This window comes from Arthrobacter sp. NPDC056493 (assembly GCF_042795115.1).
In the GTDB taxonomy this organism is placed as follows: Bacteria; Actinomycetota; Actinomycetes; order Actinomycetales; family Micrococcaceae; genus Arthrobacter.
In genome coordinates, this window is sequence record NZ_JBHTSL010000091.1 from 1 (window position 1) to 13,712 (window position 13,712).

A 13,712-nucleotide genomic window follows, 5' to 3' on the forward strand; every position below is an offset into this window, starting at 1 on the left:
CACTTAAGCCCCGGGGCTTAAGTGTTCGTTCGCGCTAAACAGACGGGTCTAGGCCGCCAGCCAGATGTCCGGACCGAAGACCTCGTAGTGGATCCGTGTGGCCGGGATGCCGGCGTTGATGGCCTCGTTGCGGATGTTCTTCATGAAGGGCAGCGGACCGCACAGGTACAACGAGGCGTTGGCGGGGAGGTCCACCTCGCGCAGGGACATGAAACCGGACTTGGACCCGGCTTCGGGCTGCTCGAGCCAAAGCTGGAGGTCGGCGCCGTTGAGGCGTTCGACGTCGTCCGTCATCTGTGAGCGCAGGGCCCAGCTGTCCAGGGTGCTTTCGGCGTGCAGCACCAGCACCTGGCGGTCGGAGCCGGTTTCGGCGAGGGAGCGCAGGATCGAGGCGGTGGGGGTGCAGCCGATGCCGGCGGAGGCAAGGACCACGGGACCGTCGCCGTCCTTCAGCGTGATTTCGCCGTAGGGGTTGGAGATCTCGATGGTGTCCCCGACCTCCACGCTGTTGTGCAGCACGGGGGAGACCTCGCCGCCGTCGTCGAGCTTGGTGGTGAAGCTGCGGCTGGTGCCGGCGTCGCCGGAAAGCGAATACTGGCGGACCTGGCGGATGCCGTCCGGCAGGGTGACTTTTACACTGACGTACTGGCCGGGGAGTGCTTCGGTGACCGGGGTGTCATCTGCGGGCGCCAGGGTGAACGTCATCGATCCGGTGCCGGCGGGGGTCTTTGCGGCGACCTTCCAGGGGGTCCACATCTTGCCGTTGGCCTGGGCCGCGTAGAGGTCCTTTTCCAGCTTGATCAGGGCGTCCGCCATGAGCCAGTAGACCTCGGTCCACGCTTCGGCGATTTCCGGGGTGATGACCTCGGCCAGGTCCTCAGCGATTGCGGCGAAGAGGTGTTCGTAGACCACCTGGTACTGGGGTTCGGTGATGCCGAGGGAGGCATGGCGGTGGGCGATCCGGGACAGCACAGTCTCCGGCAGCGTGTCCGGGTTGTTCACGAGGTGGGTGGCAAAAGCGGCGATGCTGCCGGCAAGGGCCTGCTGCTGGGCTCCGTTTAGCTGGTTGGAGCGGCTGAACAGCCCGTCCAAAAGTTCAGGGTGCGCGGCGAAGAGCCGGGCGTAGAACTTGGGGGTGATCTCGCCGATTCGTGAGCCGACCAGGGGAAGGGTGGCTTCGATGACAGGACGGGCTTTGTCCGAGAGCATTGAGACTCCTGAGCTAGTGGTCCGGAGTCTTTGGCCGGACCGGAACTGCAGATACTGGCATTTGAAATACGAGTTTCTGCTGATTCATTTCTACACCCTGTAGAAGGGATTTTCCAAATGCGGGAGGGCGGCCGGCGGGTGCGGAGGGCGGTGCCCGGAGACCGGGCGCGGCGACGGGGTCGGTTCAGACGCTTCAGGCGCCGGGGCGGAGTCCGATGGCCTGGAACACGGGCGTCATCTGGCGTGAGGTGGGCAGTTCGGCCACCACCACGTCGTCGAGTTCGCGGTAAAACGCCTCGCGGGCCCGGGCCATGGCGCCCCGGAGCCGGCATTCGCTGATGAGCGGGCAGTTGCCGCCGGGAGCGATGCAGTCCGCAGGGTCTTCGCGGGTGTCCAGCTGCCGGAGCACCTGGCCCACGGTGACGCGGCGCCCGGCCGGGCTGAGCCGCGACCCCCCGTTGCGGCCACGCTCGACGTCGATCAGCCCGAGCATGCGCAGCTTCGCGACGGCTTTGCTGACGTGGTTGTAGGGGGTTCCCACGGCGTCCGCGACGTTCTGGGTGGTGAGAAGATCGCCCTCGGGTGAGGCAGCGAGCACCATGAGGGCGCGCAGGCTGACGTCCGCGAAGGCGTTGATTTTCATGCTACTAGCCTAACGGCCAGGGCAAATCATCGGTTTGTCCGGCCTAGCCAGCCCAGATGACAGGCTCGTTGGAGTCGGCCGCGATGTCTCCGAAATCCCACTCGCTGCCCTCTTTGCCGGGGGAGCTGATGGGCGAGTAAGGGAGGACGGCTGCGAAAACCGCGCCGTCCCGGTGTTCGGTGGCCACGTGGATGGCGTCCGAGTCCTCCTCGACCAGGGTGATGTCGCAGACGATGGCGGCGGCACGGAACTCGTCCCGGTGCTGGCGCAAAAGTTCCGTGATGTCGCGGATCATCCCGTCGGCGTCGAATTCGCTGTCCCCGTTGGCATCCGGATCTGCCGGCGAAACGGCCACGAGGCGGACGTCGCCGTCGTTCTCCACCACGAGCGCGAACGGCAGGAATCCGCCGCTGCGCTCAAGCTGCTCCTGGGCTGCCGCCAGTCCGGTGCCCAGAAGGTTTTCCAGGTCCGTGGCCGTGGCCTCCGGGACGGATGCGCGCCACGATGGCTGGGCCGGGGTCGGGTCGGGTGATGCCACCGGGCTGTCCTAGTTGCGGACCAGGGCCAGCACGCGGTCGCGCACACGCTCCATGGTGGCCCGGTCCGTGGCTTCGGCGTTCAGCCGCAGGTATGGTTCGGTGTTGGAAGGGCGCAGGTTGAACCAGAAGCTGCCGTCGGCGGCGGTGAAGGTGCTGCCGTCCAGGTGGTCCACCGCCACGTCCTCGGTCTCGAAGTCGGCGCGGACGCGCTCCACGGCCCCGGCCTTGTCTTCGATTTCGGAGTTGATTTCGCCGGAGGAAACATACGGTTCGTACTCCCGGCCGAGCTCCGAGAGCGGGCCGTCCTGTTCGCCGAGGGCGGCCAGCACGTGCATGGCGGCAAGCATGCCGGTGTCCGCGTTCCAGAAGTCACGGAAGTAGAAGTGGGCGGAGTGCTCGCCGCCAAAGATCGCGCCTTCCTCTGCCATGACGGCCTTGATGAAGGAGTGGCCTACCCGGGTGCGCACCGCCCGGCCGCCGTCCTCGGCGACGAGTTCCGGCACCGCGCGGGAGGTCAGGAGGTTGTGGATGATGGTGGGCGTTGCCTCGCCCTGCGCCTTCGCGCGGGCAATTTCGCGGCGGGCCACCATGCCAGTGATGGCCGACGGCGAGACAGCCTCGCCCTTTTCGTCGATGACGAAGCAGCGGTCGGCGTCGCCGTCGAACGCCAGCCCGATGTCCGCGCCGTGCTCGACGACGGCGGCCTGCAGGTCGCGCAGGTTTTCCGGCTCCAGGGGGTTGGCAGGGTGATTCGGGAAGGAGCCGTCCAGTTCGAAGTAGAGCGGAACGATGTCGAAGGGCAGCTTGGGCAGCAGCGTGTCGCCCAGGACGGCAGGCGTGGTCAGTCCGGCCATGCCGTTACCGGCGTCCACCACGACCTTGAGGGGGCGCGACGCGGAGAGGTCAACGAGCCTGCGCAGGTATTCGGCGTAGTCTTTCAGCACGTCCCGGACGCCGATCTGGCCCCGCGTTTCGGCAGCAGGGATCGACCCCGTGTCCAGGTACTGCTCGGCGAGCGCCTGGATCTCCTTGAGGCCCGTCTCGGAGGAGATGGGGACGGCGCCGGCCTTGGCCATCTTGATGCCGTTGTATGCGGCGGGGTTGTGGCTCGCGGTGAACGTGGCGCCTGCGGCGTTCAGTGCTCCGCACGCGTAGTACAGCTCGTCCGTGGAGATCAGGTCCAGCAGCTGGACGTTGGCTCCGCGGGTGGCGGCGCCGCTGGCGAACGCCTTGCTGAATTCGGGGGAGGAGGGTCGCATGTCACCGCCGACCAGGACCGTCTGTCCCTCCAGGCCAAGCACGTCAACGAATGCTGCGCCTACGGCCTCGACGATTTCAGCGGTGATGGATTCGCCCACGATGCCGCGGACGTCATACGCCTTGAACGAGGCCGAAAGGTCAAAAGTACGGGTCTGGTCGCTAGTCACGGCACTTATCTTACGGGCACGCGCGCGGCGGCCTGTGGAGGGGAGGTCACAGAAGTGTGTGCCGGCCGGTTGTCCACATAGCCGGCGCCCGGGGTTTGGTGTGTCAGAGGCGGCTGGGATACTGAATCAATGGCAAATAACCAGCACGCTCCTGTCCTTGCTTCTGCACCCGGCCCCTCCGGTACCGGTGCCGGGTGGGAACAGGAAACGGTCACTGGGACGCGGGGCCAGGCCCTGTCGGTGCTGCGGGAGCTGGTGGGCCGGCCGGATGCAGACTTCCACGACGGCCAGTTCGAGGCCATCGAGGCGCTGGTCGACGGCGGCCGCCGGACGCTCGTGGTGCAGCGGACAGGCTGGGGAAAATCAGCCGTTTACTTCGTGGCGTCTTTGCTGCTCCGGCGGCGCGGGGCGGGACCCACGCTGATCGTTTCGCCACTGCTCGCACTGATGCGGGACCAGGTGGCGGCTGCCGCCCGGGCGGGTGTTAGGGCCGTGGCCATCAACTCCGCCAACCAGCTGGAGTGGGACACGGTACGGGAGCAGCTTGCCGCGGACCAGGTGGATGTCCTGCTCGTTTCCCCCGAGCGTCTCACCAACCCCTCGTTCCGCGAGAACCAGCTGCCCGAGCTCATCCGGCGGACGGGCCTGCTGGTTATCGACGAGGCCCACTGCATCTCTGACTGGGGCCACGATTTCCGGCCCGACTACCGGCGCATAGCCGACCTCATCGCGGAACTGCCGGATACCGTGCCGGTGCTGGCCACCACAGCCACGGCCAACTCCCGGGTGGTCCACGACATCGAGGAACAGCTCGGCGACGGCGTGCTGACCATCCGCGGTGCGCTGGGCCGGGAGTCGCTGCGGCTCGGGGTCCTGGCGCTGCCCGACTCGCGCCAGCGTCTCGGCTGGCTCCTCACCCACCTGGCGGATCTGCACGGCAGCGGGATCATCTACACCCTGACCGTTTCCGCCGCCGAGGACACCGCCAGGCTGCTCGCAGAAGCCGGTCACGAGGTACTGGCGTACACGGGCCGCACCGACCCCGCGGACCGGGAAAGGGCTGAGCAGCTCCTCAAGGACAACCAGGTCAAGGCGCTCGTGGCCACTTCAGCGCTGGGGATGGGCTTCGACAAGCCGGATCTCGGTTTTGTGGTGCACCTGGGCGCACCGTCGTCGCCGGTTGCCTACTACCAGCAGGTGGGCAGGGCGGGCCGAGGCGCCGCCAACGCAGACGTCCTGCTCCTGCCCGGATCAGAGGACCGCGAAATCTGGCAGTACTTTGCCACGGCCTCCATGCCCTCAGAGGAGAAGGCCGCTGCCGTGCTGACCGCGCTGGCGGAGGCGGGTGCGGCCGTCTCCACTGTGGCTCTGGAAGCCCGCGTGGACCTCCGCCGGACGCCCCTGGAACTCCTGCTGAAGGTACTCGCCGTGGACGGAGCGGTGGAACGCGTAGGCGGCGGCTGGCGCTCCACCGGCATGCCGTGGACGTACGACGCCGAACGGTACCGCCGCATCGCGGAGGCCCGGGTGGACGAGCAGGACTCCATGGTCATCTACCAGGACACCGCCGGGTGCCGGATGGAGTACATCACCTCCGTCCTGGACGACGAGACCGCCGCGGCCTGCGGCCGGTGCGACAACTGCGCCGGCCGGTGGTTCCCCGCGGAGATCGCCGCCACCGCCACGGAGGCTGCCGGGCAGACGCTCAGCCGCGCCGGCATCGTTCTGGAGTCCCGGCTTCAATGGCCCAGCGGAATGGACCGCCTGGGGGTGCCGGTCAAGGGCAAGATCAAACCCGACGAAAACACGGCCGACGGCCGGGTCCTCGCCAGGCTGACGGACCTGGGCTGGGGCGGCGCCCTGCGCGAACTTTTCGCGGCCGGCGCTCCGGACCGCGCCGTCGATCCCGGCATGCTGCAGGCCTGCGTCCAGGTGCTGCGCGAATGGGGCGCCGGCGATTCCCGGATTCCTGGCTGGAGCGGCGCAGGCCGGCCGGCCGCCATTGTCAGCCTGCCTTCGCGCAGCAGGCCCCAACTCGTGGAGTCCCTGGCCCAGGGCATCTCCCAGATCGGCCGCATCCCGTACATCGGCCAGCTGCAGCTCGAACACGGCGGGCCCACCGGCGGACGCGGCGGCAACAGCGCCTACCGGCTGGCAGGTGTGTGGGACCGTCTCGTGGTGGGGGAGTCACTGGCGGCTGAGCTCGCTGGCCTGGGCGGCGGCAGCGTGATGCTCATCGACGACCTCGTGGACAGCCGGTGGACGGTCACCGTCGCGGGACGTGCCCTCAGGCGGGCCGGTGCGGGCGCGGTGCTTCCGCTGGCGCTGGCCCAGGCCGGCTGACCTCGGCGCCCGCGTGCCGGTGCAGCAGAAGGCTGTCGAGGGTGCTGAGCAGCATCAGCACGGCAATCGAGAGGAACGCGCCGCGGTAGGCGGCCACGCCGCTGCCGTCGGGTCCGGCTGACAGGATGCCGTCAACCCCGGACGAGAGCAGCGAATCCGACTCGAAGAGGCGCAGCAGCAGGGCGCCCACCGCGATTCCGGCCCCGGTGGCCAGCTGAACGATCGTGGCCGAAACGGCGTTGGCAGACGTCAGCTGCCCGGGCTGGATATCGGCGTACTGGACAGATGCGTAGGCGGAGAAGCCGATGGACCGGAACGCCCCGCTGCACACGAGCAGCGCGAACACCAGCGGTTCCGGCGTGGCCGGGGTCAGCATCGCGCAGAGGGCGAAGGTGGCAGCCGAGGCCAGGGACGCGAAGACCAGCACCGGTTTGAAACCGAAACGCCTGATGAGCGGCGTCGTCGCCGGTTTGATCCCGATGTTCCCGATAAACACGGCGGCCACCATGATGCCCGCATGCAGGGGGCTCCAGCCGAAGCCGTTCTGGAACATCAGCGGCAACAGGAACGGCACGGCGCTGATGGTCAGCCGGTAGATGAAGCCGCCCGAGTTGGTGGCCCGGAAGGTGCGGGTGCCAAACACTGTCAGGTCGAACAACGGATTGGCCGCGCGGCGCATCCAAAGGACCGCCGCTGCCAGTGCGAGAACCCCGGCCAGAATGCTCGGCCAGGTCCAAAAGCCGCCGGGGTGGCCGCTGGCCAGTTCCAGGCCCGCTACCAGCGCTCCCACGCCGGCCGTTGTGAGGGCTAGCCCCAGCCAGTCCAGCCGGCGGCTCCGGTTGCCGGGGACCGCGGGGACCAGGCGCAGGGCGGCCAGGAAGGCAGCGGCGCCGAGTGGCAGGTTGATCAGGAAGATCCAGTGCCAGGACAGGTAGGTGGTCAGCGCGCCGCCCACGAGTGGTGCCAGGACCGGAGCCAGCAACCCGGGCCAGACGAGATAGGCCGTGGCGCGCAGCAGATCCGACTTCGGCGTCCCGCGAAGCACCAGCAGCGTACCCACCGGCACCATCATCGCCCCGCCCAGGCCCTGCAGGACGCGGCTGACGGTCAGCACGGTGAGGTCCTGGCTGGCGGCGCACAGCAGCGACGCGACCGTGAAGACAGCGATGGCCAGGCAGAATATCCGCCGGGCCCCGAGGCGCTCGGCCAGCCAGCCGCTCAGCGGGATGCCCATGGCCACCGTCATCAGGTAGGCGGTCATGGTGATGTTCACGCTGGCCGACGGCACGCCGAAGTCCCCGGCGATGCTCGGGATGGCGGTCGTCAGGACGGTTCCGTCCAGGAATTCCATGAAGAACGTGGCCGCCACAAGCAGGGCCAGCCTGGGGCTCCAGGCCTCGTTGGCAGAAAGCTTGTTCATGGAGTCATCCTGCCACCGGAAAGCGCTTTATCGCCTTGAGCGTCCGGCACGCGGACGGCCGTCAAGCCCCGCAAAGGCGAAGGGAAGGATGCCCGGGAACGCAAAAGGCCCCGGTCCGAGGACCGGGGCCAAACGCGGAGACGGGGGGATTTGAACCCCCGGTGGAGTTGTGCCCCACACTTCATTAGCAGTGAAGCCCATTCGGCCGCTCTGGCACGTCTCCAATTGCTATTCCTAGCCCACCAAGGATACGCAGAACCGGCCATCCAGTGCAAAACGGCCGCGGTGGCCCGGCCAAATCGCACCGGCCCCCGCAAATCGCAGGAGTTTTTGTCCAGATAATGGGAGCCCAAGTGGCTTTAACTCGCGATATCTGGACAAAAACTCCAGGAGGGTTGGCGGCAACGTCCCGAGGGAGCCCGCGGTCAGGCCGTGCCTTCTGCCAGCGCCTTCCACAGGAAGTGCTGGCTGCGGCCCTGGAGCGCGGCTGCCTGCCGGTTGTCCGAGGCGCCGGCATGCCCGCCCTCGAGCGCTTCGTGGAACCAGACGTTGGGGATGCCCATGGCCAGCATGCGCGCGGCCATCTTCCGGGCCTGCACGGGGCCCACCCTGTCGTCGGACGTCGCGGTCCAGATGAAGGTTTCCGGATACTCCACGCCATCCCTCAGTTGGTGGTATGGCGAGAAGGTTTTGATGAATTCCCAGTGCTCGGGCAGATCCGGGTCCCCGTACTCCGCAATCCACGAGTGGCCGGCCGACAGCTTGGTGTACCGGCGCATGTCCAGCAGCGGCACTCCGCAGGACACGGCACCAAACAGCTCGGGGTACCGCGTGAGCATGTTGCCCACGAGCAGGCCGCCATTGGAGCCGCCGACACAGCCAAGCCGCTCCCGGCTGGTGACGCCCCGCGAGATCAGGTCCCTGGCCACCGCCGCGAAGTCCTCGTAGGCGCGGTGCCGGTTCTCCTGCAGCGCCGCCCGGTGCCAGGCGGGGCCGTATTCCCCGCCGCCGCGGATGTTGGCCACGACGTACACGCCGCCCCGGCTGTGCCCCTCCGGAACGCCGTCGCCTGGAACTGCGGCGGTGCGCCGCTCCAGCCACGCCCGCCCGATGGTGCCGCTGTACGCCGGCGTGCGCGAGACCTCAAAGCCCCCGTAGCCGGAGAGCTGCGTAGGGTTCTGCCCGTCGAGGACCAGGCCCCGCGCGGCCACCTGGAAGTACGGCACCTTCGTGCCGTCCGCGGAAACGGCGAAATGCTGCTGCACCTCGTAGTCCGCTTCATTGAAGAACGACGGCGACGCCTTGACCTCCGCATGTCTGCTCACCACGCCTGCCACGGCAGTTCCGCCGGAAGCCGCACCGTCGGCGGTGCCCCGGGCCAGATTGCCCCGGGTGAGGGTGCCGCGGGTCAGGGTGCTGGGCGTCGTGAACCCGGTGGCCACGAGCCAGAAGTCGTCCCCGGCCCCGCCTTCCGCCTCGTCCTCGTCATCGACGGCGAAGGCGTTGACATCGTGCAGCGGCGGGCAGGCATCCAGCGGGGACGAAGACCAGGAGTCGGCAGCATCCAGCACCCGGATTTCCGAGGACACGTCCTTCAGCAGGTTCAGCAGCAGGAAGTTTCGCGTCCAGCTCCAGGACTGAAGCGAGGTGTGCGCGTCCGGGGCGAAGAGAACCGTGATGGCCCGCCCGCCGGCCAGGTACGCCTGAAAATCAGCGGCGAGCAGGGAGCCGGCCGCGTACGTGCTGCCGTTCACCGTCCAGTCGCGCTGGGGCCGGAACAGCAGCCATTCCCGGTGCACGCCGGTGTTCACGTCGGTGGGCACGTCCACCGGCACCCAGTCACCGTCCTGCAGTACGGACGTGCGGCGGTTGAAGAAGTCGATCCAGTCCACCGCGAACGTCCGCTCAAAGCCGGGCGTGGAGTCGTGGGCCACGATCGCCATCATGTGGTCCTCGGCAATTTCGAAGATGCGCGGCGCGTCGGCCAGGACCTGGCCCCGGCGGAGCCGCACGGCGGTGCGGGCGTACGAGGACGCCGTGCGGGGCAGGTCGCCGGCGGTGCTGGCGACCAGCAGCGTGTCCGCATCGAGCCACGAGACGTTACCCTTCGCCGTCGGGAGGTCAAAGCCGCCCGCGGCGGGATCAACGAAGGTACGGGTTTCGACGTCGAACTCGCGGTAGCGGTTGGCGTCGCCGCCGTCGGGGGAGAGCGCCAAGAGCGCCCGCCGGTACGGCTGCCCGGGTTCCGGCCGCAGCAGATTTGCCCCGTGGAAGACCCATTCCACGCCGTCGGCGGCCGCCAGGGCATCCACATCGAGCAGCACGTCCCACTCCGGGGTGTCGCTGCAGTAGCTCTCCCAGCTGGTCCGGCGCCACAGGCCCTTGGGGTTCTGCCGGTCCTTCCAGAAGTTGTAGTACCACTCGCCATGCTTGCTCACCATGGCGATCTTGTCCGTGGAGTCCAGCACCTCGAGGATGTCGCCCTCGAGCCGGGCATAGTCGGCGTCCTCCAGCAGGTCCTCCGTGCGGGCATTCTGCTCGCGTACCCAGGCCAGCTGTTCCTCGCCGTAGATGTCCTCCAGCCAGATGTTCTCGTCGGTGGGCGCGGGCGCGGTCTCGGGAGGAACGGCGCCGGACGCGGGGGCAGAATCAGCTGCGGTGGTGGTCATGCGCCCATCCAAACAACATCCCCGCTCAGCTAGCAAGTCACATGCCGATACTCTGGAAGGCGTGGTTATTTCGCAGAGCATCCGGACAGCGCTGATTGGCGCCGGTCCGAGGGGTACCAGCGTGCTGGAGCGGCTGCTCGCCAACTGGTCCGCCGGCCGCCCTGCCGGAGCCCGCCTGCACATCGACGTTATCGATCCCTTTCCGGCCGGTCCGGGGCATGTCTGGCAGCCCGGACAGTCGCGCCTCTACCTGATGAACACGCAGTCGTTCTACCCCACGCTGGTTCCCGAGGACACGGGACTGGCCGCACCGGTGGCGGGCACCACCTTCGACCGCTGGCGGACAGCCCAGCAGCACAGCCCCCTGCCGGAGCTCTCCGACGACGAGCGGGCCGAGCTCGCCGTGCTGGGATCCGGTGACTTCCCCAGCCGCGCCATCTACGGCCGCTACCTGCGGTCCACCTTCCAGGAGCTGCTCGCGGCGCTGCCCGACGGCGTCACCGTAGAAATGCACCAGGCGACGGCCACCGCTGCGCGCCGCCGGCCGGACGGGACGTTCGACGTCGAACTGGACGGAGGAGAACCACTCACCGTCGACTCTGTCGTCCTCGCGCTGGGCCACCTCGCATCCCGCCTCAGCCCCGAACAGCGTGAACTCCAGGCGGCCGCAGCCCAACTGGGCCTGCGCTATCTCCCGCCCGCTGTCCCGGCAGACGTCGACTGGGGGGTGGTTCCGGCCCAGGAACCGGTCCTGGTCCGCGGGATGGGCCTGAACTTTTTTGACGTGATGGGCCAGCTCACGGAGGGCAGGGGCGGGAAGTTCGTGGAGGCAGGGGACCGGCTCGAGTACCTGCCCTCGGGCCAGGAGCCTCTGATCTTCGCCGCGTCCCGGCGCGGGACCCCCTACCGGTCCAAGGCCAACCTCGCGGGGTACTACCCGGCGTCGGTCACGCTCCGCTACTTCACCGGGAAGGCGCTGCAGAGGTTCGCTGCGGCCGGGATCGTTCCGGCATTCGACCACGACCTCTGGCCGCTCCTGCACCGGGACGCGCTCTGGGCCTATTACACAACCCTCGTGCGCTCGCAGCCGGACGCCGTGCAGGACCATGCCGCGTTCCTCAAAGAGCTGGACGAGGCCCTGCACCCGCATGCCCACGGCACCGGCCGATGGGAAGAGGACTTCAACGCCGTCGTCGGCCGCCATGTCCGTCCGGGCGGCCGGCTGGACCTGCGCGGCCTTGCGGCCCCGCTGTCCGGGCGGAGCTTTACCTCGCGCGCCGAGCTGGATGCCGCCGTCGTCGATTACCTCGACGACGACGCCCGGCGCTCGGCGCTCGGCGAGGACGACCCCCTCAAGATGGCCATCGGTGCCCTGCACCACGGCCGTGCCGTACTGAAATCGGTGGTGGCCGACGGCGGCATCACCGATGAGTCATGGGTCGCCGGACTGCGGGGCTGGTTTGAGTCGCTGGTGGAGGGCCTCGCCAGCGGTCCTCCGGCGCTGCGCGCCGAACAGCTCGCGGCACTGGCACGCGCAGGAATTGTCAGCTTCGTGGGCCCGGATCCCAAGTTCGGCGTGGCCCGCGGCAAGCGTGCCTTCACCGCCGCCTCGCCGTGGGTACGCGGCGGTGCCGCGGAAGCACACACGCTGGTGGAGGCCCTGGCGCCGGCCAACCGGGTGGCCTTCAACGAGTCCCCGCTGCTGGAACAGCTCCTCGCCGACGGGCTCGTGCGGCCGCGGACCATGATGACGGTGGAAGGCACGCCGGTCCAGTCCTCCGGGCTCGACGTCCGCCCGCACCCGTACCGGCCGGTGGCGGCGAACGGCGAGGTCACAGACCGGATGTACGTGCTGGGGCTTCAGCTCTCGGCCACGCAGTGGGGAACGGCCATCGCCGCCGAAGCCGCCCAGCAGGCCGGTCCCGTGTACCCCAGCGGGCAGCGCACGCTCCGCGACGCCGACGAGATTGCCCGCGCCATCCTGGGCCTGGCCCCAAACGCTTCCTCAGTTCCTGCCGCCTGAGCCCCAAACGCTTCCTCAGCTCCTGCCGCCTGAGCCCGAACGCTTCCTCAGGTCAGCACAAAAGAATGCCGGCCGGCAGCTTCCCCTGGGAAGCTACCGGCCGGCATTTGTTCAGAAGGTGCTTACAGGGCGCCCTGTCCGCCGGGCCCGGCGTCGGCCGCGTTGCCCTGGCCCGTGTCAGCCACGACCTTGAACCTGGCCCCGGTGGGGTCCGTCAGCGTGGCCAGCCGGCCGTGCGGTGTGTCATCCGGCCCGTCAACGAGGGTCGCGCCCAGGCTGACCGCCTTGTCGATGGAAGCGTCGGCGTCCTCGACGGCGAAGTAGACAACCCAGTTGGAGGGGACCTCGGCGGGCAGGTCGGCTGTGGCGTCGTAGATTCCGGCTTTGGCGTCCCGGCCTGCCCCCAGGGTGGTGTAGCGGAACTCCGGGGTGTCGCTCATGACGTCGGTGTTCCAGCCGAACACCTCCTCGTAGAACTTCACCGCGGCGGCATAGTCCTTGGTGTGAAGCTCGTGCCAGGCAGGGGAGCCGGGCTCGCCCACAAGCTCGTAACCGCGCATCTCCCGAGGCTGCCACACACCAATGGCGGCGCCGGAGGCATCACCGAAGAACGCCATGTGGCCCTGTTCCGGGACGTCCATGGGTTCCATGTACACCTGGCCACCGTTGGCGGCAACGGCCGCGGCTGTTGCGGCGGCGTCGTCGGACCACAGGTAGGTGGACCACGTGTCCGGCATACTTGCCTGGTCCTCCTGCTTCTGCATGATGCCGGCGACGGTCTTGCCGTTCTTTTGGGCGGTGATGTAGCCGCCGTATTTTTCCTGGTCTCCGGTTTGGAACTCCCAGCCGAACAGCTCGCCATAGAACTGTTTCGCCTGGTTGGCGTCGGTGGTCATGAGGTCGACCCAGCAGGGGGCGCCGGGCGTGGGTTCGGGCGTAGGCATGGTCTGCTCCTGGTGTGGTTTGCGGGATATCCCGCAGGTCATGGAGGTGCTACGGACAGAACTGACCCTATGCCGGGGGTGTGACAGTTTTCAATGGGGCCGCGGTCAGTGCCGGGAGTGCCGTCAGCGCTGGTCAGAGTAGGACGTGGCAGGCTCCTGGTCGTCGTCGGCCTCGATCCAGTCGATGAAGTCCTTCAGCGACATGCACCAGTAGTAGTCCGAGTACCGCAGGCCCTGCTTCTCGGCCTTGCTCATGACCTCGACCCCCCACATGCAACGGTGGATGCGGAAGCTCTTCCCCCGTTCGCGGGAAAGAGCGGTGCTGATACAAGTGAACGCCTTTGGGCAGGGCCGCGCATGAGTGGCGCGTACTCGAATTCTGCCGGACAGGTACTCGGACTACCTGATTTTGGGCCCGCTGCCTGCGGCCCTACTTGCCCGTAAAAATGGACACTGCCTGCCCACGCAAAAGGCCGGCCGGACCAACCTTTCGGT

The 13,712-nt window shown here is 68.2% G+C and carries 10 protein-coding genes and 1 tRNA gene; 2 read left to right on the forward strand and 9 right to left on the reverse strand.

Going from position 1 to position 13,712, the window contains the following annotated elements:
* Positions 1-48: 48 nt before the first annotated feature.
* The 4 genes from ACFQ50_RS23405 to ACFQ50_RS23420 form a co-directional block, all read right to left on the reverse strand.
* Positions 49-1,209 (reverse strand): globin domain-containing protein, encoded by a 1,161-nt coding sequence (locus ACFQ50_RS23405; protein ID WP_377998000.1) that lies wholly within the window; start codon positions 1,207-1,209, stop codon positions 49-51.
* 193 nt (positions 1,210-1,402) lie between these two features.
* Entirely contained in the window at positions 1,403-1,852 is a 450-nt protein-coding gene (locus ACFQ50_RS23410; RefSeq protein ID WP_377998001.1) for an RrF2 family transcriptional regulator, read from the reverse strand.
* Between the two features lie 43 nt (positions 1,853-1,895).
* Positions 1,896-2,390, reverse strand: coding sequence for a hypothetical protein (locus tag ACFQ50_RS23415; RefSeq protein ID WP_377998003.1), 495 nt, complete (start codon positions 2,388-2,390; stop codon positions 1,896-1,898).
* Positions 2,391-2,399: 9 nt separating this feature from the next.
* Positions 2,400-3,818: a phosphomannomutase/phosphoglucomutase gene (locus ACFQ50_RS23420; RefSeq protein WP_377998004.1), complete on the reverse strand. Its 1,419-nt coding sequence runs from the start codon at positions 3,816-3,818 to the stop codon at positions 2,400-2,402.
* Positions 3,819-3,947: 129 nt separating this feature from the next.
* On the opposite strand from ACFQ50_RS23420, the gene ACFQ50_RS23425 reads away from it, so the two are divergent.
* Positions 3,948-6,161 (forward strand): RecQ family ATP-dependent DNA helicase, encoded by a 2,214-nt coding sequence (locus ACFQ50_RS23425; protein ID WP_377998005.1) that lies wholly within the window; start codon positions 3,948-3,950, stop codon positions 6,159-6,161.
* Here ACFQ50_RS23425 and ACFQ50_RS23430 read toward each other — a convergent pair.
* The 3 genes from ACFQ50_RS23430 to ACFQ50_RS23440 all read right to left on the reverse strand — a co-directional run bounded on the left by ACFQ50_RS23430 (position 6,106) and on the right by ACFQ50_RS23440 (position 10,250).
* Positions 6,106-7,581, reverse strand: a complete 1,476-nt coding sequence (locus tag ACFQ50_RS23430) for an MFS transporter (RefSeq protein ID WP_377998006.1) — start codon at positions 7,579-7,581, stop codon at positions 6,106-6,108. The genes ACFQ50_RS23425 and ACFQ50_RS23430 overlap by 56 nt on opposite strands.
* Before the next feature lie 135 nt (positions 7,582-7,716).
* Positions 7,717-7,804: transfer RNA gene (locus tag ACFQ50_RS23435), tRNA-Ser, on the reverse strand.
* Positions 7,805-8,006: 202 nt separating this feature from the next.
* Positions 8,007-10,250 (reverse strand): prolyl oligopeptidase family protein, encoded by a 2,244-nt coding sequence (locus ACFQ50_RS23440; RefSeq protein WP_377998007.1) that lies wholly within the window; start codon positions 10,248-10,250, stop codon positions 8,007-8,009.
* A gap of 61 nt (positions 10,251-10,311) precedes the next feature.
* Between ACFQ50_RS23440 and ACFQ50_RS23445 the strand changes: the two genes are divergently transcribed.
* Positions 10,312-12,273 carry an FAD/NAD(P)-binding protein gene (locus ACFQ50_RS23445; protein WP_377998008.1) on the forward strand — a complete coding sequence of 654 codons (1,962 nt, stop codon included), beginning with the start codon at positions 10,312-10,314 and terminating at the stop codon, positions 12,271-12,273.
* Between the two features lie 122 nt (positions 12,274-12,395).
* Here ACFQ50_RS23445 and ACFQ50_RS23450 read toward each other — a convergent pair whose 3' ends face one another.
* Entirely contained in the window at positions 12,396-13,217 is an 822-nt protein-coding gene (locus ACFQ50_RS23450) for a VOC family protein (protein ID WP_377998010.1), read from the reverse strand.
* A gap of 123 nt (positions 13,218-13,340) precedes the next feature.
* Positions 13,341-13,472 (reverse strand): hypothetical protein, encoded by a 132-nt coding sequence (locus tag ACFQ50_RS23455; protein WP_377998011.1) that lies wholly within the window; start codon positions 13,470-13,472, stop codon positions 13,341-13,343.
* Between the last annotated feature and the right edge of the window lie 240 nt (positions 13,473-13,712).